Genomic DNA, 21,047 nt, shown 5'->3' with positions numbered 1-21,047 from the left:
CTATTCCACCATCTCCTCTGATGATAATTGGTCATTGATATACATTCTAATAGTGGATGGTCCTGTGATTGGTACCTTTACCTGCAAAGGGGTTTCTTCTTTTTTCACAACTCTATCAAATACAATACTCTCATTGTTGTTTGAAACAACAACAATCTTTACATTTGCCTCATTTAAGTCAGAAGGTAAAATAACTGTTTTAATGATAATCTTAGCAGTATTTTTTTGTTCAACCTTTTTGGAAACTACTAAGTCAACACTGCTACCTTTGTCCACAAGAGTATTTGCAACAGGTAGCTGGCTTATAACAATGTTGGAGTCATTGTCAGTTACTTCTTTATATGTGATACTGCCAGTATTTAGACCTGCTTTTCGCAAAAGTTCTTTTGCAGAAGCTATATCTAAACCAGTAACATCAGGTACAGGCACCTTTTCAATCTTAGGCCCTAAGCTCACAGTCAATACTACTGTTCCGTTTTTCTCAATCAATTCGTTAGCAGAAGGCTGCTGGAAGATAACAGTGTCAACAGGTTTATCAGAATAATCTCTTTTTATCTCTACATTAAGCCCAGCATTAGTCAAATCAATCTCCGCATCCTTCACATTTTGTCCAACAACATCTGGTACACGTACCATCTCTGGTCCTTTACTAACTGTAAGTTTTACAGTTGTATCTTTTTTAACTTTAATGCCCGCAGCCGGCTCTTGATTTATAACTGTCCCCTTTTCAGCTTGGTCGTTTTGTTCCTCTATTGTAAACTTTAGTCCAAGCTCATCTAATTTGCTTTTCGCATCATCAACTGAATATCCAACAAGATCTGGCATTGTAATTTCGTTATCTTGTGGTGTTAAACTCTTTCCAATAGCATTATAAAATATTAGCCAGCCAATCGCAACAATAACTAAAGCAGTTAAAATACCACTTACAACGTATATCCAATCTTTTTTGTTTGCTTTTTGCTTTTTCTCACCTTCTAAAACTATATCTTTTGACTTCAATTGTTCAAGTTGAAACTGCTTTGTTGCAACATTTTCATGAGTTTCTATCTTTACAAAATCCCCTTCAGGCTCAATTAATGAATTTTTCAAATCTTGCATCATCTCTGTTGCAGATTGGTATCTTAAAAGTACATCCTTTTGCATAGCTTTTAGGATAATTGCCTCTAAACTACGTGGAATATCCGGGTTGTATATAGTAGGACGAATTGGCTGTTCTTGTAAATGTTTTAACGCAATGGATATAGGGGTATCGCCATCAAATGGCAAAACGCCAGTCACCATCTCATATAATACAACTCCAAGCGAATACAAATCAGACCTATTATCAACATATCCACCTCTTGCTTGCTCTGGTGAAAAATAATGAACAGACCCTATTGTCAGATTTGTATTTATTATGGTTCCGGTTGAAACAGCCCGTGCTATGCCAAAATCTGTGACCTTAACTATTCCATTTTCGTCAATTAGAATGTTTTGTGGCTTTATATCTCTGTGAACAATTCCCTTTTTGTGTGCATGGTCCAGTGCTCTCAAAACCTGTATTGCAATTGTAACTGCATCTTTTGTACTGACTCTTCCTGTCTCTTTGATAAATTCTTTCAGTGTTTTCCCATTTACATATTCCATTACTATGTAGTGCATACCTTCTTGCTCACCAACATCGTAAATAGATACAATATTTGGATGTGAAAGCGAAGCTGCAGCTAAAGCCTCTGTTCTAAATCTTGACAAAAACTCCTCATCATTTGCAAATTCACTTCTTAATACTTTTATAGCAACATATCTGTTAAGTACTTTGTCCTTTGCCTTGTATACAATCGACATACCACCACTGCCTAACTTTTCAATAACACTGTACCTATTACCTATAACAAAATCATCCATTTTCAACCATCACCTTCTTGAAAAAATTCTTTGAAATGGTCTTCCCTAAGCGGTAAAATAGAGTACTGTTATATTGTCAACGCCACCATTTTCAAGTGCCTTGTTTATTAGCACTTCTCCTACTTTTTCAAATGTACTTTTCACAAAAACCTCTTTTATGTAAGACTCTGGAACCATGTTAGTAAGTCCATCTGTACACAGTAAAATACACCATTTTTCCCCAAGCTCTTCCTGTGTAAGCTCATATATATCTATTTCTATCTCTTTGTCTACGCCAATTGCACGTGTAATTATATTCTTCTGTGGATGAGTATAAATCTCCTCTTTTGTAATTTTACCATCTTTGTACATCTCATAAACTAACGAATGATCTTCTGTTATTTGCATTATCTTCTCTGCATTAATAAGATAAACCCTTGAATCACCTACATTGCTAATAATTACCTTGCCCTTGAGAAGAAATACCCCCGCCAAGGTTGTCCCCATTCCAAACCATAGCGGATTTTCAACCTGAAGCTCTGTTATCTTTTGATTTGCATAAGAATATGCTTCCTTTATAACCTCTTTTGCTATTTCATTAAACCTTTTTAGATTTATCAAAAGATACTCCAGGACATATTTGCAGGCAAGGCTACTTGCAACCTCACCTGCATTGTGACCACCCATACCATCTGCAACCAAGAATATGCTAAAACTATCATCATTTGACTTAAATATCAAATAATAGTCCTCATTATTTGTTCTCACATTCCCTATTTCTGAGAGTGCAACGTACTTCACATACTTCATCTCCTATTTTTCGGATATATTATAATGTCTTGATCGTAGCTGACCACACGCTGCAGCAATACTACTTCCTAACTCTCTTCTGATTGTCACTTGAATACCAGATGACATAAGAACATTATAAAATTCTTTAACCCTTTCTCTTGGTGGTTTTTTGAAGTCTTTTCCGTCTACTGGGTTTACAGGAATTAAGTTAACATGGACAAGTTTTCCTGATAATATCTTGGCAAGCTCTTTTGCACATTCAATTGAGTCGTTTATTCCATTTATTAACGCATACTCAAATGTCACTCTTCTGTTTGTTTTGCTAATATAGTAGTCAACAGCTTTTAATATACCTTCAATAGGATATTTTCTATTCATTGGGACCAATTTGTTTCGTAAATAGTTGTTTGGGGCATGAAGAGAAATTGCAAGATTTACCTGTTTAGGATACTCAGAGAGCTTGTAAATTCCCTCTATAATCCCAACAGTTGAGATTGTTATATGTCTCGCGCCTATATTTTTCCCCTCTTTAGAGTTTATAATATCAATGAACTTAAACACATTTTCAATATTGTCAAATGGCTCACCACTCCCCATCAAAACAACATTAGAAATTCTCTTTTTTGTGACATTCTCAACATTGACTATCTGGTCTACCATCTCACCTGCAGAAAGATTTCTTATCATGCCACCAATGGTTGAGGCACAAAATGCACACTTCATCCTACAACCAACCTGGGTTGAGATACATATTGCATTACCATACTTGTATGGCAAAAAAACAGACTCAATAGCATTGCCATCAACAAGCTCAAGCAAAAACTTTATGCTTTCACCGTCACTTTCATATTTTACAACCTTCAAAGAATTTAAAATAAACTCTTCTTCTATTCTTTTTCGCAATTGAGCTGGAATGTTAGTAAATGAATTTACATCAGTCGCATTCTTTTTATACAACCATTCAAAAATTTGATTAGCACGAAATGCCCTTTCACCTGTATCCTCCACCCATTTTTTTAGCTCATCCAAGGTAAAATCTTTAATGAGCCTTTTCATACTATGCTTTGCCTTCTTTCTTGAGTTTTGCAATAAAAAATCCATCACATTTATATTCATCAGGAAATATTGTATTTTGAGAGATTAGATTAAAATCCTTATGTTTCTCTAAAAATCTTAATACAGTGTCTTCATTTTCCCTGTGTCCAAGCGTGCATGTGCTGTAAAATATTATACCACCCTCTTTTAAATACTGTGCAGCGTTGTCAAGCATTTTTAGCTGAAGTTCATGCAAGTTCTCAATATCCTCTTTGGTCTTATTCCATTTAATATCAGGCTTTTTTCTAATTGTTCCAAAACCAGAACAAGGAAGGTCTGCAATTACAATATCGAATTTCCCTACAAAATCTTCATTCAACGTAAGAGCGTCATTTTCAGCAACTATAACATTGTCAAAGCCAAGCCTCAATAGATTTTCTCTCAAACGCTCAATCTTTGACTTATTCACATCACATGAAACAACAAAACCCCTTGTTACCTCTGCACAGTTAAATGTCTTACCACCTGGCGCTGCACATAAGTCCAAAATGGAGCTTGCCTTTTCAAAATCATATCTGTTCCATTTTACAATGAATGAAGAGGCAAGGTCTTGATAATAAAAGTAACCATCTCTGTAAAGTTCACTTTCTTTTATATTACCTTTGACAATATAAACAATCTCTCTATTTAGTTCTGGCACTTCATACTCATACCCACAGGCTTCAAGCTTTTTTAAAAATTCTGCCTGGCTTATTTTTTTCGTATTTATTTTTATACTTTGCAGTGGTTTTGTATTTAAAAATTCCAAAATTTTTACTGTCTTATCAAATCCATAAGACTTTTCTAAATAATCAATCAAAAACTTAGGGTATGAAAGTTTTATAGAAAGAAAATCCTTGATGTTTACCTCTTTTACTCTTTCAAGTGCTTTTTCTATTTCGTCTTTTCTCCTTATTATGTTTCTCAATATCGCATTGACAAAGCCCTTTTGATTTTTATTGACCTTCTCTGCAAGCCCACATGCTTCACTGACTGTAGCATAGTCTGGAATCTTGTCAAGAAATAATAGCTCGTATGTTGCAACTCTCAAAATGTTAAGTATTTTCTTGTCCTTTACACCTTTTTTTGCAACAAAGTTTATATAATAGTCAAGAAGGTTTTTATATCTTAGCACACCATGTACAAGCTCAACAAAAAGTGCTCTATCTTTTGTTTTTTTGAGCTTTTGATGGTACTTTTCCATCAAAGTATCTGCATTTATATTTTTTTTACTCTCAATCTCAAAAATGACTGAAAAAGCAGCGCTGCGCGTATTAATCTTCAATCATCCCTTCTTCTTTGAACTAAGCTTAAATAATATAAAAGCTGAAGTATTGCAACAGCGACGGCTGCAACATATGTCATTGCTGCAGCCCTCAAAACCTTCTTAACACCCTCTTCTTCTGAAGGCATAACCACTCCTGCCAATTTCAAGGCCTGAATAGCCCTTTTGCTTGCATTTACCTCAACTGGCAAAGTAATTAAGGTAAACAAAACTGCAAGACAAAATAGAAGTATTCCAAGATTTATAAAAATATCACCGTTTCTGAACAAAAGACCTATTAATATTAACGGAAACGCAAGGTTTGAACCTATATTTACAACTGGGACCATTGCACTTCTCAAAGAAAGCCAAGGATATCTTTCGTAATGCTGTATTGCATGACCTGCTTCATGGGCAGCAACACCTATTGCTGCAATTGAATTTGAATCAAATACACCGCTTGATAACCTCAAAACCTTAAAGCGTGGGTCATAATGGTCTGTCAAAAGACCAGGGACATATTCCACCTTAACATCGTAAATACCATTTGCCCACAGGATACTTTTTGCAACCTCTGCTCCTGTCAGCCCAGAAAAACTTCTCATCTTAGAGTACTTTGAAAAAGCTGCTTGAACTTTTATTTGGGCAAATATTGAAATCAAAAATGCAGGGATCGCAAAGATTAAATACATTGGGTCAAAGTAGTAAAACATTTTAGAAACCTCTCCTTTTTTAGCTCAAAATATCACCTTTTTTTATTTTATACCCGTTAACAAAATCTCTTGCACTCATTTTTCTGCCGCCTTCTAATTGAAGTTCTTTTAATTTAATTACACCACCTTTTACCTTAACAAGAATCCCGGTCTCATTAATTCCCAATATTGTGCCATTTTGTACATTTTCAAGATTGTCAAGTTTTGCAATCTCCATCTCATGAATCTTTAGAAGTTTCCCTTTATAAATTGTAAATATGCCAGGCCAAATTTTTAAAGCTCTGAACCTGTTGTAAATCTGCACTGCACTCATATCCCAAGAAATTTGACCTTCCTTTTTATCAATTGGAGGAGCGTATGTGGCTTTTGTAGAGTCTTGTTTTACTGGCACAATATTTGAGATATTCTTTAAAGTCTCAATCAAAAGCTTTGCACCAAGCTCAGACAACTTCTTAGAAAGGGTTATAACATCATCATTTTGCTCTATTTCTATTCTCTCTTGAAGTAGAATATCTCCCGTGTCAAGCCCTTCATCCATCTTCATAATTGTAATGCCTGTATAATTTTTCCCATCCATCAGCACTCTTTGAATAGGTGCAGCACCTCTGTATTCAGGCAAAAGCGAGGCATGGACATTAATGCATCCGTACTTGGGTATTTGCAAAACTTCTTTTGGAAGTATTTTCCCATAAGCCACAACCACAATTACCTCTGGATTTATCTTTTTCAAGACTTCAAAAAACTCTTCATTGCCTTTTAACCTATCTGGCTGGATTACATTAAGATTAAATTTTAACGCAAATTCTTTGACTGGTGGTGGGGTTAAAATCTGTTTTCTTCCAACTGGCTTGTCTGGTTGAGTCACTACAAGTTTTATGCTAAATAGAGGATTGCCAATCAGTTTTTGCAAAATATCTACCGCAAACTCTGGTGTGCCCATAAAAACAATGTCCAAGGCTCATCTTATCTCCTTTCAAAAAGCAAATATTTTTTATCAACTATGCAATATTACTCCAAATCCATCTTTTGCTCTTTTGAGCGTCTTTTTTCAATTTCTTCCTCAGTAACAAACCTTATCACCTTGTCAATAAACAAGATTCCATCAAGATGGTCTATCTCATGGCACAAAGCTCTTGCAAGCAAATCCTCAGCTTCGATTTTAATCTCTTCTCCGTGCCTGTTTTGTCCTCTTACAATCACTCTTTTTGGTCTTTCAACCTCTCCCCATACATTTGGAACAGAAAGACACCCTTCGATATCTATCTGACTTCCTTCAGAATACTCTATTTGTGGATTCACAAGTTCAATTGCACCATCACCTGGGTCGACCACAATAGCTCTTTTCAAAATTCCAACTTGTGGTGCGGCAAGTCCAATCCCGTTTGCCTCATACATTGTCTCTTTCATGTCGTCAAGGAGGTCATGCAGCCTTTTATCAAACTTCTCAACAGTTTTAGACTTTTTGCGAAGTATCTCATCTTCATAAATCCTTATCTTTCTCAAAGCCATCTTCCCTATCTTTTACCCTCCTGTTTACAGTGTGTTTATAGGATTCACATCGATTATAAGCTCAGCATTATTATAATTATATCTTTCTTTTATCATATTGGCTATATCAATCATCTGTGAAGCTTTTTCAAACTTGACAAGTATATGATACCTATATTGATTTTCAACTTTGAAAATTGGACTTTCGCTGGGCCCGTAAATTTTGAGATTAACAATCTTTGTACATTTTTCAAGTAACCTATACACATTTTCTATCCCTTTTTTAGCAAAGCCTTCATTTTGTGATACTACAATGAAATTTACAATATATGAATATGGTGGATATCCCATTGTTTTGCGAATCTTTATCTCTTCTTCAAAGAAGCTTTCATAGTCATGATTTGAGGCTGCAACTATACTATAATCGTCAGGGTTAAATGTCTGAATTACTACTCTTCCTTGTTTTTCTCTTCCTGCTCTCCCTGCTACCTGAGTAATAAGTTGAAATGTCCTTTCTTTGCTTCTAAAATCTGGCATATTTAAAATAGTATCAGCATTTATCACTCCAACCAAAGTCAAATCAGGAAAATGCAATCCCTTTGCAACCATTTGAGTACCCACCAAGATGTCAGCTTCTTTTGATTTGAACTTGCTCAAAATCTCTTCAACTGCATCTTTTCTTGTGGTAGTGTCTTTATCCATACGTAGCACTCTTGCGTCTTTAAAATACGTTTTTATTTCATCCTCTATTCTCTGAGTACCACTTCCATACTGGCGGACATATTTGCTACCACATTTTGGACATATACTAGTATACTCTTGTTTGTAATTGCAATAATGACACCTCAAATATCCGTCTTTATGATAAGTAAGTGAGATACTACAATTTTTGCACATGTAAACATAGCCGCACTCACGGCATATCACAATGGGAGAATACCCTCTTCTGTTCAGGAAAAGTAAAACCTGTTCTCCTCTTTGCAAGTTCTTCTCTATCTCACTTAATAAAAGCCTACTAAAGATTGATTTGTTACCATCTAAGATCTCTTTTTTCATGTCAACCACAAATACCTCTGGTAGTGCCTTGTTTATTCTCTCTCTCAAAGTACAAATAGCATATTTTCCTGCTATTGCATAATAATAGTGTTCAACTGTTGGAGTCGCTGAACCCAAAACAATTGGTATACTATTTATTTTTGCTCGCATCTGAGCAACTTCTACAGCATTTACACGAGGTGATTTTTCTGATTTATAACTTGTCTCATGCTCCTCATCAACAATTATAAGTCCTAACTCTTTTGCCGGAGCAAATATTGCAGACCTTGGCCCAATTACTACTTTTGCCTCTCCACTTTTTAGCTTGAGCCAGGCTCTCTGTCTTTGTGAACTGTTCATCTTACTGTGATATACAACAACTTCACTTTCTATTCTTCTTTTGACATTCTGAATCATTTGTGGCGTCAGTGAGATTTCAGGTACCATAAGAATTACGCTTTTACCTTTGCTAATCACATATCTCATTGCTTGAATATAAACTTCTGTTTTTCCACTTCCAGTTACTCCAAACAAAAGAATATTTTTGTATATTCCTTTGTCAAACGTAGAGGTTATTAATTCAAGAGCTTTCTTTTGGTCTTTTGTCAACTTATATTGAGGTTCAGTTGGCGTCTCTCTCTTTTCTTCATTTAAACTCTTTAGGAGTTTTAACTCAAATCTTAGTAATCCTCTTAAAAATAAGCTTGCAATTTTATCTTCATTTTCTTTTGCAAGTTTGGAATTCGCCGAGACCGGCCTCTTTAGAATTCTATTGTAAATTTCTTTAAGTTCATCTTCTAAGGTCAAATCTGAAGTTTGTTGGGCACAAATTATGTATATTTCGTTATTGCTCACAAACGGAGGAATGATTAAACCCAATGCTTGCCCTAATTTAGTGGCATAATAATTTTTTATGGAAAATGCAAGCTTTATCTGCTCATCCGAGACAATTGGAATTTTGTCAATTACAGCAAGCACACACTTTAGTTTTTCTCTTTCAACATTTGTATCTTCTTTTACATTGATAATAAGCCCTTCTACAACTCTATTTGAAACTCCAAAGTTTACATACACTCTTTTACCAACTTCAACAAGTTCTTCAAGATGTCCTGGGACCAAATAGTCGAATGTCCTGTCCACATTTGCATCTTGATAATTAATACACACCTCAACAATCATCATAAAAAACTCCACCCATTAAAAGTATTACCTCTGCTACCTTCTGCAGAGGTAATCTACTATGAAGTCAAATATTCTGCCTGCCACTTCCTCTTTGCTAAGTTTAGGAAGCTCTAAAACCTTCTCTTTTGAGATTAGCGTGACAATGTTCGTATCCACATTAAACCCAGCACCTTCTTGTAAAACATTGTTAGCAACAATCAAATCTGCATTTTTCTCATAAAGTTTTTTCTTGGAATTTTCAATTAGATTTTCTGTCTCAGCCGAAAATCCTACAACAATTTGCCAATCCTTCTTAGTCTCCCCCGCATATTTTAAAATGTCAGGATTTTTCTGAAGTTCAATCTGTAGTTCTTGTTCTTGTTCCTTTTTTATTTTCGATTCTCTAAAGTTTTTTGGTTTAAAGTCTGCAACTGCAGCAGAGAATATGAGTATATCATATTTATCCTTTATACTTTTTACTTCTTCATACATCTCATAAGCTGTCTCAACGTTAACTATCTCGATGTCTGCATAAGTTTGAATGTTTACAGGACCTGATACGAGAGTAACTTTTGCTCCTCTTTTATAGGCTTCTTCTGCTAATGCAAAACCCATCTTACCTGATGACCTGTTAGAAATAAACCTCACAGGATCTAAGTATTCTCTTGTTGGGCCGGCTGTGATGAGAACCCTTTTGCCATCTAAATCTTTTTTTTCAAGCAGCCTTTCAATTTCAATTACAATTTTTCGGTTTTCAGGATAACGTCCTTTCCCATATACTCCACAAGCTAAAAGCCCTGCTTCAGGTTCTAAAACATTTATGCCAACCTGCTTTAGCTTTTGTATATTTGCCTGCACAATTTTGTTTTCAAACATGTTTGAATTCATTGCAGGAACAACTAAAATGGGCTTATTGAATGCTAAAAAAGTGGTTGTCAAAAGGTCATCAGCAATGCCATTTGCAAACTTTCCAATAATATTTGCTGTTGCAGGAGCTACAACTAAGATATCTGCCCAGGCTGTCAATGATATGTGCTCTATATCATAGAAATACTCACTTTCAAATGTGTCAAGATAAACTCTGTTTTGCGAAAGAGTTTGCACTGTCAAAGGAGTTATAAACCTTTGTGCATTATTGGTCATAATTACCTTTACATTTGCCTCAGACTTTTTTAAAAACCTTATAAGCTCACACACTTTATATGCTGCAATCCCGCCACATATTCCTATCAAGATGTTTTTATTTTTTAGACTCATTTTTTTTCACCGGCTTTATATACTTATAAGAAATCTTACCAGAGGCAATCTCATTTACTGCCATTGTGACGTATTTGTCTGATTCTAAGTTTATATCCACCTTTTTTTGTATTTGTTCTAAAAGTTGTCTTGCACGCTTTGCAACAAGCACAGACAGTGTATATTTATTGTCAACATATTGCAAAAGTTCATCAAGCCCTGGTCGAAGTAACATCCTCTTTCACTCCTTTAAAAAGCTTTGTACATCAAATCTTCTTGTCCTAAGCTTTTCCACTTCAATAATTTTTTCAATTGCCTCAACAGCTTTGTCAACATTGTCATTAATAACACAATAGTCATACTTGGGCAAAAGTCTAATTTCGCCTCTTGCAATATTAAGCCTTGCTTCAATTTCCTCTTCAGTTTCTGTTGCCCTTTTTTTAAGCCTATTATACAGCTCTTTCATAGAGGGGGGTAATATGAATATGAGCACTGCATCTTCAAATGTAGACTTGACTTGCAAAGCACCTTGGGTTTCAATCTCTAATATTACATCAAAGCCATTTTTCAATGTTTCCAAAACAAAATCCTTAGGTGTACCATAATAATTGTTGTTATACTCAGCATATTCTAAAAAATTGTCGTTTTTTATATCATCCTCAAACTGCTGCCGAGAAACAAAAAAATAGTTAACACCTTCTCTTTCACCAGGTCTTGGCTTTCTTGTTGTCTTTGAAATTGAAAGTTTAATATTAGGATTCCTCTCTAATAGTTTGCCCACAACTGTGCCCTTCCCAACACCCGCTGGACCTGAAATAACAATTAAAAGTCCTTCTTTCATCTCTTGTCAACCTCATCCTCAACATCAATATCTTCTTCAAAATCTTCTTCCGGTTCAATTACCCTGTGCGCAACAGTCTCTGGCTGAACAGCGGATAGTATTACATGGTCAGAATCTGTTATAATCACTGCCCGTGTTCTTCTTCCATATGTTGCATCAATTAGCATTCCTCTTTCTCTTGCCTCTTGGATTATTCTCTTTATTGGAGCAGAGTCAGGACTAACAATTGCAATCAGTCTGTTTGCCGAAACTATGTTCCCAAATCCAATGTTGATAAGTTTTATATTACCACTGTTACTCAAAGAAACTCACCTCTACTCAATATTTTGAACTTGCTCACGGATTTTTTCAAGCTCATCTTTTAAACTCACAACACAGTTTGAAATTTCATATATTGTAGACTTTGCACCAATTGTATTTGCTTCTCTATTCATTTCTTGAATAATAAAGTCAAGCTTTTTACCAACAACTCCACCTGCATTTAAACATTCTACAAACTGCACTATATGGCTTTTTAGCCTCACCAACTCTTCTGTAATATCACTCTTGTCTGCAAAAAGTGTTATTTCTAACATCAGCCTGTTTTCATCAATATTCTTTAGCTCAAAGTACTCATTTATTCTTTTATAGAGTTTTTCACGATAGCTCTCTACAAGAGACGCAGAATATCTCTCTATCTTTTGTACTATCTCATTTATCCTTTCAATTCTTTGTAATATGTCTCTTTTTAAATTTTCACCTTCAGTTTTTCTCATACTATCAAGGTTCTTTAACGCAACTTCAATACAACTCAAAAGCTCATTTTTTATTACGTCACTATCAAATTCTTGATTTTCAATCACAAGTGCATCTGGAAGTTTTATGAAGGTTGACAAGCTAAAATCGTCTTGGACCTCAAGGAAGTTCTCTCTTACAATGTTTATTGCTTCTAAGTACTGCTTTAACAATCCCAAATTTGGTGTTATTTTATAATCTTTTTCACTAAAACTCTTAAAACTCACATAAACATCAACTTTTCCACGTTGAATATATCTTGATATGAGATTTTTTATATCACCTTCAAATTTAATAAATTCCTTTGGTACCCGCAGGTTTATCTCCAAATATCTATGATTTACACTTTTTATATCAACTGAGTATTCTCGTTGCTGTGTGACCTGTTTAGAGCCACCATAGCCTGTCATACTTTTAATCATTGTAATGCAATCATTCCTTTCAAAATATTTAAAGCAAATCAGAAAAATTATTTTTGCACTATTTATTTTAAAGTATTTTTAGCCATAAAATCAAGAAAGGGTTATAATAATAATTGTACACTATTTTAAAAAGCAGGTGAATGCGAAATGATAATTGGGCTTGATGTAGGCGGAACAAACATTGATATTGTCGCAATTGAAAACAATAAAGTTGTAGATCACAGAAAATTTGAACATGGTGAAGACCTCCTTTTTTCTATATTGACAAGCTTAGAAGAATTTATAACAAAAGATTATATCTCCAATCTTAGTCGTATTGTGCTTAGCACTACAATTACCACAAATGCAATCGTCCAGAACAAGCTTGACAAGGTTGGAATGATAATTGAAAATGGCATCGGAGCAAATCCAGATTTTCTTATGTGTGCAGATGTTAATATTTTACTTGACGGGTATATAAACAACAGAGGGATTGAAGTTAAGAGTTTCGATAGAGAGAAAGTAGAAAAAGCAATTTTGATCTTCAAAAAAGCTGATATTAACAACATAGGAATTGCGTGCAAATTCTCTGTTAGAAATCCAAAGCACGAGCTCGATGTTTATGACATTGTAAAAAGGCATGGTTTTGAGTTTGTTTCTTTAGGGCATAGGATTTCTGGTAAATTGAACTTCCCACGCAGAGTATTTTCTACATATTTAAATTCAGCTGTCTATAGTAATTTTAAAGCATTGTGCAATGCCATTTTAGAATTTTTAAAGAAAAAAAATATACCTTCACACTTGGTATTTATACAAAAACCAGATGGAGGAATTGTCCATTTGGAAAATTTAAAGGAATTCCCCATTTTTTCAATCTTATCAGGTCCTGCGGCTTCAGCACAAGGCGGTTACATACTCTCAAAACCTCTCTCAGATGCAGTTATAATCGACATTGGTGGAACAACTACTGATATTTCATTTGTCTGCAATGGCCAGTTTGTTTTAGAACAGTATGGGGCAAGAATAGCAAATTACCCAACCTTAGTCCGTGCTATTTATTCAAGGTCTGTAGGAATAGGTGGTGATAGCATAGTAAAAGTTGAAGATTCCATCTCAGTTGGTCCTGAAACAGTAAAATCTTGTAATATCAATAGAAAAAATATTGTTACCTTTACTGACGTGTTACAGTATCTAAATTCTTCTTCGGATGATGAAGCACAAAGTCGACTTAAAAATTTGTCAAATAAAGCAAATATGCCACTTGAGCTCTTTTGCAATAAAGTAGTAAAGGTAGCTTTAAATACAATTTGTAAAAAAATAGAAGAAGGGATTGATTACATCAATAGCACCCCCATTTATACAATTCAAAAACTTTTACATGGTGAGAAATTCATCCCCAAAAAAATAGTAGTAATTGGTGGAGCAGCTGATTTGATAAGTAAACATTTAGAAAAAGAGTTAAAAATTAAAGTAGAAGTTCCTAGATATTATATGGTGGCAAACGCAATAGGGTGTGCGCTTGGCTCAGTCTCAAGAGAATATAATTTGGTTGCAGATACAGAACAAGGAAAAGTTTATATACCTGAGCTTGACAAGTATGAAAGTGTTAATATAGATTTTTCTCTTGCTCAAGCAAAGGATTTTTTGATAAACAAGATTATAGAAGCAGGTGATGCTCTTTCAGCGGATGATATAGAAATTGTCGAGGAGAATTCGTTTAATATGATTAGAAATTTTAGATATTGTGGAAAGATAATCAAGATAAAGGCACAGCTAAAACCTAAACTTCAAGAATTAAAATAAATGGAGGTCTTCAAAATGCAAAGAGCACAGAACAAGCTTGGGCTTATCCTCTTTCCTGCATTTGACTGGAGAATTACCCCTACACATCCTGAAAGAGAAGAGAGACTTCTTTACACCATTGACCAAATTGAAGAAGAAGGTTTTTTTGACTATGAGAATGTATTTGTATTTAATCCTGAAATAATTGACGAGAAGTATATAAATCTTACACACTTTTGTGTCCCTAACTTTGATTCAATTGCAACCATTTCACATAAAATTGCCGCAAGTAGCACTATTACCATAGCTAAAAAGGTCATGTCAAAAGAGGTAACAAAAGGTTTTGCTTTGATTCGACCACCTGGCCACCACGCTCACAGAATAACATATGGTGATAGAGGTTTTTGTATAATAAATAATGAAGCAATAATGGTTGAATACTTAAAGAGAGAATATAGAATAAAAAAGATAGCAATCATTGACACAGATTGTCATCATGGAGACGGAACACAGGATATATTCTGGAATGACAAAGATGTTCTTTTCATCTCCTTGCATCAAGATGGAAGAACACTTTACCCAGGAAGCGGATTTACAAATGAAATAGGAGGGCCAGCTGCACTTGGATATACACTCAACTTACCTCTGCCACCATATACTTCTGATGAAGGATTTTTATATTGCTTAGAAAATTTGATCCTCCCTATCTTAGAAGAATTCAAACCTGACATTATCATAAATTCAGCTGGACAGGATAATCATTATTCAGACCCCTTGACAAATATGAACTTTTCAGCGCAAGGATATGCTAAACTCACCGAAAGATTAAACCCTCATATTTCAGTGTTAGAAGGTGGGTACTCTGTTGAAAGTGCTCTTCCATATGTCAATCTTGGTATAATATTTGCCCTTGCTGGTATTGATTATTCTAATATAAAAGAGCCTGACTATGATTATGAAAAGTTAAGACAATCTCCAAAAATAAGTGAATATATTAAAAGATTGTGCGAAAACGTGTACACTATATGGAAAAACAAAGAACAGACTGCACATGAGTTCAAGAAAAAATACCAGAAATATTATACACGAAAAAAATCAATATACTACGATACCATGGGATTTTTAGAGCAGCAGCTTGAGAACATTAAAATTTGTAACAAATGCTCAGGGTTAATAACTATTGAGTCGCGTTGTTTGAATTATAGGGTTTTTGCAATCACAATACCACATGATGCATGTGATGAGTGCTGTGATGAAGGTTATAAACTTTTTGCAACTTCTGATCCTGTCAACTTTTCCCATATAATCTTGCAGGATAAAAAGAATTTTGAATTTTACAAAAAAGAAAACTTAAAATAGCACTAGGTTGTTTGTCACTTTCTTTTTTTCAAATTTTCTCCATTGATTAACACTAAATCTCCATGTTTGAAATTAAGTTTCTTTGCCAAGTATTCACATTTAATTTTAAGAAGGTAAAATATATTGTCTTGAATTTCCTCAAATTCATCTAAGGATTCAAAATTTGCCTGACCTTTTGAAATTACAATATCCACATTTAAGATTAACTGTTTAAGCTGAGATGATACAAATTCCTTAGGAATACCTAACAAGCCTAAACCTGTCTCCACAATGGTTGCAATTTTATCCATGCCAACTTCTTTTGCATCTTCTAATGTTGCATCATTTAGTATAGGTTTTGTCTTTACTATGTAATATACATTCTTGCCCATTTGATTTAATACTTCCACTAAAACTTTGTCAAACACAATCTCCCCTGCGTTATCTCCTGCAATCACAATGTTTTTACTGTTTTGAAGCTTCTTTTTTAAGAGAGGATAGTCATCTATCGAAAATCCGAAATCAAAAGCGTGCGAAAGCTCACTTTCGATGTCAAACTCTCTTTTTATGCCTAAATCAATTACATTGCCCGCTACAGCAGCCTTTAGAGACTCATAAAGTGGATCTTTTGATTCAAAAACCTTTTTTCTTACACTTTCGAAAAGTTCAAGTGCCAAAGCATTTGATTGCTTTTTCGCAGAGTAATAGGGATCGTTATTTTGTATTATTTCATACGTTTTAAGCAAAACAAGTGAAGAATTATAAGCTGGTGAATCCTGTGGATTTAAAGTTTTTATAAAGTCCATTAGCTCATACAAAACTTCTTTCTTTCTCTCGTCAGGTATATTAGCCATTTCCATGCATGAAACAGCTTGTTTTAAATAACAGTGAATACAATCTATAAGAGCATTCATAGTATTAGAATTCTCCTTTCATCATTTTGTATGCTGAGATGAGGTTTAACATTTTAAATTAATATAATAACTCTTGATTTATTGTCAAGATAGATATTATAATTTTATTGTACTTGCTCCATTAGCTCAGTGGTAGAGCAGTCGATTCGTAATCGACTGGTCGGGGGTTCGAATCCCCCATGGAGCTCCAAGAAAATTAAGGGGTTTGAGGATAGGTAAAATATATCAAGTGCATTTTCTACAGATATCTTACAGCTACCCGAGAAACTGTAAAATTTTAAGGTAACTACTCCACTATCTTAGGAGTGGTTACCCTTTGTTTTTATATCTTCAAATAAGCTGTTTAATTTCATTGCAGCAGCTTTCTTTATTTCAGGCATAACATGAGAATAAATATTGAGGGTTTGTAGAAATATCTTTGTGTCCTAAAAGCTCTTGAACAACTTTTGGATGTTCGTTCGCTTCTAAAAGCCTTGTTGCATATGTGTGTCTTGGTATATGAAAATTTACTCTTTTGTAAATAGCTGCTTTTTCTCTTATTCTGTAAAAAAGCCTTTCAAATTTCCCTATGTCAACTTGAGTGCCACACTCTGTTGTAAATACTAATCATTATCTTCATAAAGCATTCCAGCTTTTAATTTTTCTTCTAACTGTTTTTCCTGTGCTGCTTTAACTCTTCAATTATTACAGGTGGTAAAGGCACTATTCTTTTACCAGCCTCTGTTTTTAGCTCTTGAAAAGCAAGTGCAGTCTTTTTAGAGCTACTACCATCAAAAATCTTTACACGCTGCAATGACCTTCTAACTTCAATGTATCCATCCTTAAAATTTACATCTTTCCAGCGCAAAGCCAAAAGTTCACCTATTCTAAGTCTACTTGCTAACTCAACAAAAAATGCAGTTTTTAGTTTTTCCCCTCCAAAGCTGCAATAAATCTTTTTTGTTCTTCTAAACTCAGTATTCTTATTTCCCTTTTTGGCTTGCCTTTTGGCAAAGTGGTTGCTTCTGAAACATTTCTGTTGACAAGTCCATTTTTCAAAGCTTGGTCTAAAGCTGAATACAAAACAACATGAATCTGCTTAATCGTACTTATACTCAAACCTTCCTGATATTTGGCATTATACAAAGCTTGAAGATGTTCAGGTCTCAAATCTTTTAGCTTATAATGACCAATGGCTGGATTTATATGTTTTTCTATATAGCACAAATAATCTTTGAACGTTGAAGGTCGCAACGTCTGTTTTTTATATTCCCAAAGCCATGTGCTGAGCCAATCTTTGACAAGCATTCTTGCAGGGTCAACATATACTCCATTGGCCAAGTCGTTTAATGCCTTTGCTATCTTGTCGGCAACTTCTTGTCTTGTCTTGCCATAGAAATACTGCCGCTTTTGTCTGTCGTTTTCATCTCTTCCTATGGTAATTTGATCACACCAAAGCCCGTCTTTCCTTCTGTATATGCTGCCTTCATTGTTTCCTTTCTTTTTAGTCTTTGCAGGCATATTATAACACCTCTTTTATTTGGGCAAAGTCTATTATAAGGTCTTCAAAAATACCAACCTTGACCTTGTCACTGAAGGTGTAAGCTTCTGGTGGCAAGTAATCTTCGTTGTCTATGAGTCTGTACACTAAGATTGTTTGATTTTTAGGATTGACAATCCAGTATTCTTTAACCTTAAACTGTGTATAAAGATTGAGCTTTCGGATATAGTCATGCGAAAAATTGCTCTCAGATACAACCTCAATTATCATTTCAGGAACTCCAACACAGCCTTTATCAGTAAGTTTTCTCTTGTCGCAAATAATTGAAATATCAGGCTGCACAACGTTGATTGCTTGTTTTTCGTCCTGTCCTCCCTCTATTAGGACTACATCAAATGGCGCTGTGTAGATTTCGCATGCTTTTTTATTTTGCCGGAGATAGCTACCAATTGTTATTGTTAACTCTGAAACTATCTTTTGATGCACTCTTGAGGGTGCAGGGCTCATATCATAGATGACACCTTCAATCAACTCCACCCTTGCGTCTTCTGGCAGCTGAAGATAGTCTGCATAGGTGTATATTTTAGGTATTCTGGCTTCCATCAGATTCACCTTCCTTGGAATAATCAATACCTTTCTCTTTTTTCTTATATTCTTTAACCTTTTCTACAAGATTCCCTTCTGTCTTAAACAATGCTAAATAAAGAGCTTCTGAATAACTTGTTGACATATCCTCTAAAAAATCAAAAAGCACAGAAAAATTATCTCTAATATTTTCGTAAATTTCACCCATTTCATTTAATACTCTCTCAAAATAATCATACTTGCTCTTTATTTTCTCATCTTCCTTCTTAAATTCCTCATAAGTTATTTGATCATCAATAAAATCTGAAAACAATTTCTCAACTTTATCATTTGGATACAAATCATCTAAAGCAATGAGTCTATTCTCTCTATCTTCTAAAAATGCCCTAAACTTTTCAAAGAATAAGTTTATATGGCTTAACAAATGATAAATTAAATCAGTAATAAATTCTCTATTTCTTTCTGGTTCATGAGCAAAGAAGTAAACTATGGCAGTATTAACTAACAAAGGTTCTAATACCTGTTCAATAAATGTTGCAACTTTTTTTTCAATTTTTTCATCCGAAATTACATAAGGTAGATTTTCAACTACAAATCTCTCAAACTTTGTTCTCTTGGAAAATTGTTCTTCTACTGTCCTATACTCACTTCTACCAATAAGATAATCAACTGTGACACCAAAATAGTCTGCAATTTTTATAAGTAATTCATATTTGGGTTCTCTTCCATTTTCATAATACGAAAGATTTTGGACAGATATTCCTAATTCTTTTGCTAATTCAGCTTGGGTTAATCCCTTTTCCTCACGCAATTCTTTTAATCTTTTACCAAACATTATCATCTTCCTTTTCAGTATATCCTAATTTAATTTTAACATTTTCTTTTTATCTTATCAATAAAAAGTTGATAAAAAGTTATTGACATAAACAAAAAATTGATTTATAATTAAATTAGTTGATAGATTAAATATAAATCAACAATTTATTGATTTATGGAGAGTGACGCTTATGAAAATTTCTTATATTTCTGTAAAAGGTTTTAAAATAAGAACACTTAGAATAAAACAAGGATACACAATAAGAGACTTAGCAAAATTGGCTGGCGTTCACTATTCCACTATAGCACTTATTGAAAAAGGTATTTAAAATCCATCACCTAAAACTGCTAAAGCTATAGCTGAAGCGTTAAAAGTAGATTTTGAGGAAATTTTTAGTATTAAATTTGAAGATAAAGGAGGCAATTCTGATGGAAATCTACAATCCTCAACCTCAAAGAGACAAAATAGAGAAATTGACAATTAGCATCAAGGAAGCTGCCCAAATGCTGGGGATATCATACAACGTAACGCTTACCTTAATCCACAGGAGAGACTTCCCAAAAATCTTAGCAGGGCAGCGAAGAATCCTCATACCAAAAGAAGCTTTCATTAAATGGGTCAATGAGCAGGCTTGCTGGAATAAATAATAGATACCTACCATGTTCAAGCTATCCCCTTTCTTCTCTTTGTTCGCTGCCTTGTTTGGGAATCGGCAAGGTGGCTGATTGGTGTTTTTGAAAAGAAGGAGAAAAATATTGATGGGAAAAACATACAGACAGATAAATATAGATGAGTATATAAACTATGAACGATTTTACAGTAAATATTTAAAAAACATGAAAAGGACTGGCACTGATAAAATAAGTGCTCAGTGTCCTTTTCATGATGACCAGCACCCATCGTTTTGGTTTAACATAAATAATGGGTGCTGGAAATGTGAGGCAGGATGTGGCAGCGGCAACGCAGTAACTTTCTTAGCAAGAGTCGAAAAAATTTCTCAGAAAGAAGCGTACAAGATTTTACTCAAAGAAGCAGGACTATTTGAAGAAGACAAGAAGAAGGGGAAAAAGATGAAATACACGCTGGAAAATTACTCAAAAGAAGAGAAACTGCCAATTGAATTTTTGACTAATGTTTGTAATCTTAAACAAGAAGATTATCATAAAAGATTTGTGAGTATATACTACAAGGATGAAAAAGGCAATACAGCAGCTATCAGGAAAAGACATCATCCCCAAAATAAAAAAAGATTCTCTTGAGTCACTGTAGCCAAAATTATTCCTTATGGGCTCTGGCGACTCAATGAATTCAACAAGAATTACATTACACTTGTTGAAGGGGAAAGTGATACCCAACCCTGTGGTATCATGGATTCCCTTCTCTTGGAATAGCAGGAGCAAATAATTTACGCAAAGAAGATTTTCAATATTTCAGTGGTTGTAAAAAAATATATATTTGGAAAGAGCCAGATAAGGGCGGTGATACATTT

21 protein-coding genes, 1 tRNA gene and 1 pseudogene are annotated in these 21,047 nt (G+C 34.4%); 6 read left to right on the top strand and 17 right to left on the bottom strand.

Going from position 1 to position 21,047, the window contains the following annotated elements:
• From pknB to ELD05_RS05710, 13 genes are all read right to left on the bottom strand, one after another.
• A complete protein-coding gene (gene pknB, locus ELD05_RS05770; protein ID WP_127351676.1) occupies nt 1-1,884 on the bottom strand; it encodes a Stk1 family PASTA domain-containing Ser/Thr kinase in 1,884 nt (627 codons plus the stop codon).
• A 45-nt stretch (nt 1,885-1,929) separates the two neighbouring features.
• Entirely contained in the window at nt 1,930-2,673 is a 744-nt protein-coding gene (locus ELD05_RS05765) for a Stp1/IreP family PP2C-type Ser/Thr phosphatase (RefSeq protein WP_127351675.1), read from the bottom strand.
• A gap of 3 nt (nt 2,674-2,676) precedes the next feature.
• On the bottom strand, nt 2,677-3,711 hold the full coding sequence (rlmN, locus tag ELD05_RS05760) for a 23S rRNA (adenine(2503)-C(2))-methyltransferase RlmN (RefSeq protein ID WP_127351674.1): 1,035 nt from the start codon (nt 3,709-3,711) through the stop codon (nt 2,677-2,679).
• 1 nt (nt 3,712) lies between these two features.
• The gene (gene rsmB, locus ELD05_RS05755; RefSeq protein WP_127351673.1) at nt 3,713-5,014 is read right to left on the bottom strand and encodes a 16S rRNA (cytosine(967)-C(5))-methyltransferase RsmB; all 1,302 of its coding nucleotides are present in this window, start codon (nt 5,012-5,014) and stop codon (nt 3,713-3,715) included.
• The gene (locus tag ELD05_RS05750; protein ID WP_039764442.1) at nt 5,011-5,706 is read right to left on the bottom strand and encodes a zinc metallopeptidase; all 696 of its coding nucleotides are present in this window, start codon (nt 5,704-5,706) and stop codon (nt 5,011-5,013) included. Before ELD05_RS05750 ends, rsmB begins: the two co-directional genes overlap by 4 nt.
• 19 nt (nt 5,707-5,725) lie before the next feature.
• On the bottom strand, nt 5,726-6,646 hold the full coding sequence (gene fmt / locus ELD05_RS05745) for a methionyl-tRNA formyltransferase (RefSeq protein WP_127352929.1): 921 nt from the start codon (nt 6,644-6,646) through the stop codon (nt 5,726-5,728).
• Nucleotides 6,647-6,714: 68 nt separating this feature from the next.
• The gene (def, locus tag ELD05_RS05740; RefSeq protein WP_127351672.1) at nt 6,715-7,215 is read right to left on the bottom strand and encodes a peptide deformylase; all 501 of its coding nucleotides are present in this window, start codon (nt 7,213-7,215) and stop codon (nt 6,715-6,717) included.
• A 24-nt stretch (nt 7,216-7,239) separates the two neighbouring features.
• On the bottom strand, nt 7,240-9,411 hold the full coding sequence (priA, locus tag ELD05_RS05735) for a replication restart helicase PriA (RefSeq protein WP_011917603.1): 2,172 nt from the start codon (nt 9,409-9,411) through the stop codon (nt 7,240-7,242).
• Nucleotides 9,412-9,444: 33 nt separating this feature from the next.
• The gene (coaBC, locus tag ELD05_RS05730; RefSeq protein ID WP_011917604.1) at nt 9,445-10,647 is read right to left on the bottom strand and encodes a bifunctional phosphopantothenoylcysteine decarboxylase/phosphopantothenate--cysteine ligase CoaBC; all 1,203 of its coding nucleotides are present in this window, start codon (nt 10,645-10,647) and stop codon (nt 9,445-9,447) included.
• Nucleotides 10,631-10,861, bottom strand: a complete 231-nt coding sequence (gene rpoZ, locus ELD05_RS05725; RefSeq protein ID WP_127351671.1) for a DNA-directed RNA polymerase subunit omega — start codon at nt 10,859-10,861, stop codon at nt 10,631-10,633. Before rpoZ ends, coaBC begins: the two co-directional genes overlap by 17 nt.
• Nucleotides 10,862-10,867: 6 nt before the next feature.
• Nucleotides 10,868-11,467: a guanylate kinase gene (gene gmk, locus ELD05_RS05720; protein ID WP_011917606.1), complete on the bottom strand. Its 600-nt coding sequence runs from the start codon at nt 11,465-11,467 to the stop codon at nt 10,868-10,870.
• Nucleotides 11,464-11,751, bottom strand: a complete 288-nt coding sequence (gene remA, locus ELD05_RS05715) for an extracellular matrix/biofilm regulator RemA (RefSeq protein ID WP_039764634.1) — start codon at nt 11,749-11,751, stop codon at nt 11,464-11,466. The genes gmk and remA overlap by 4 nt, the downstream gene beginning before the upstream one ends.
• Nucleotides 11,752-11,781: 30 nt before the next feature.
• Entirely contained in the window at nt 11,782-12,663 is an 882-nt protein-coding gene (locus ELD05_RS05710) for a YicC/YloC family endoribonuclease (protein ID WP_011917608.1), read from the bottom strand.
• Nucleotides 12,664-12,810: 147 nt separating this feature from the next.
• Between ELD05_RS05710 and ELD05_RS05705 the strand changes: the two genes are divergently transcribed.
• Nucleotides 12,811-14,445 (top strand): hydantoinase/oxoprolinase family protein, encoded by a 1,635-nt coding sequence (locus ELD05_RS05705; RefSeq protein WP_011917609.1) that lies wholly within the window; start codon nt 12,811-12,813, stop codon nt 14,443-14,445.
• Nucleotides 14,446-14,460: 15 nt separating this feature from the next.
• Entirely contained in the window at nt 14,461-15,783 is a 1,323-nt protein-coding gene (locus ELD05_RS05700; protein WP_127351670.1) for a histone deacetylase family protein, read from the top strand.
• 14 nt (nt 15,784-15,797) lie between these two features.
• On the opposite strand, the gene ELD05_RS05695 is transcribed toward ELD05_RS05700, so the two are convergent.
• Complete coding sequence (locus ELD05_RS05695) at nt 15,798-16,676, bottom strand: damage-control phosphatase ARMT1 family protein (protein ID WP_011917611.1); 879 nt, start codon at nt 16,674-16,676, stop codon at nt 15,798-15,800.
• Nucleotides 16,677-16,791: 115 nt separating this feature from the next.
• On the opposite strand from ELD05_RS05695, the gene ELD05_RS05690 reads away from it, so the two are divergent.
• Nucleotides 16,792-16,866: transfer RNA gene (locus tag ELD05_RS05690), tRNA-Thr, on the top strand.
• 109 nt (nt 16,867-16,975) lie between these two features.
• On the opposite strand, the pseudogene ELD05_RS15135 reads toward ELD05_RS05690, so the two are convergent.
• The 3 genes and pseudogenes from ELD05_RS15135 to ELD05_RS05675 all read right to left on the bottom strand — a co-directional run bounded on the left by ELD05_RS15135 (nt 16,976) and on the right by ELD05_RS05675 (nt 19,576).
• Nucleotides 16,976-18,176: pseudogene (locus ELD05_RS15135) on the bottom strand (tyrosine-type recombinase/integrase).
• A gap of 1 nt (nt 18,177) precedes the next feature.
• A complete protein-coding gene (locus tag ELD05_RS05680) occupies nt 18,178-18,759 on the bottom strand; it encodes a Uma2 family endonuclease (RefSeq protein ID WP_127351669.1) in 582 nt (193 codons plus the stop codon).
• On the bottom strand, nt 18,740-19,576 hold the full coding sequence (locus ELD05_RS05675) for a helix-turn-helix domain-containing protein (RefSeq protein WP_241243639.1): 837 nt from the start codon (nt 19,574-19,576) through the stop codon (nt 18,740-18,742). The genes ELD05_RS05680 and ELD05_RS05675 overlap by 20 nt, the downstream gene beginning before the upstream one ends.
• A 172-nt stretch (nt 19,577-19,748) precedes the next feature.
• Between ELD05_RS05675 and ELD05_RS14995 the strand changes: the two genes are divergently transcribed.
• The 3 genes from ELD05_RS14995 to ELD05_RS14385 all read left to right on the top strand — a co-directional run bounded on the left by ELD05_RS14995 (nt 19,749) and on the right by ELD05_RS14385 (nt 20,817).
• Entirely contained in the window at nt 19,749-19,886 is a 138-nt protein-coding gene (locus ELD05_RS14995) for a helix-turn-helix domain-containing protein (protein ID WP_127351668.1), read from the top strand.
• Nucleotides 19,887-19,986: 100 nt separating this feature from the next.
• Nucleotides 19,987-20,205 carry a helix-turn-helix domain-containing protein gene (locus ELD05_RS05665; RefSeq protein WP_127351667.1) on the top strand — a complete coding sequence of 73 codons (219 nt, stop codon included), beginning with the start codon at nt 19,987-19,989 and terminating at the stop codon, nt 20,203-20,205.
• 111 nt (nt 20,206-20,316) lie between these two features.
• Nucleotides 20,317-20,817, top strand: coding sequence for a CHC2 zinc finger domain-containing protein (locus ELD05_RS14385; protein WP_241243638.1), 501 nt, complete (start codon nt 20,317-20,319; stop codon nt 20,815-20,817).
• The last annotated feature ends 230 nt before the right edge of the window (nt 20,818-21,047 follow it).

Origin of the sequence: Caldicellulosiruptor changbaiensis (assembly GCF_003999255.1) — a bacterium.
Taxonomy (GTDB): domain Bacteria; phylum Bacillota; class Thermoanaerobacteria; order Caldicellulosiruptorales; family Caldicellulosiruptoraceae; genus Caldicellulosiruptor; species Caldicellulosiruptor changbaiensis.
The sequence above is the reverse complement of the archived record's forward strand: the minus strand, read 5'-3'. Positions and strand labels throughout refer to the sequence as shown.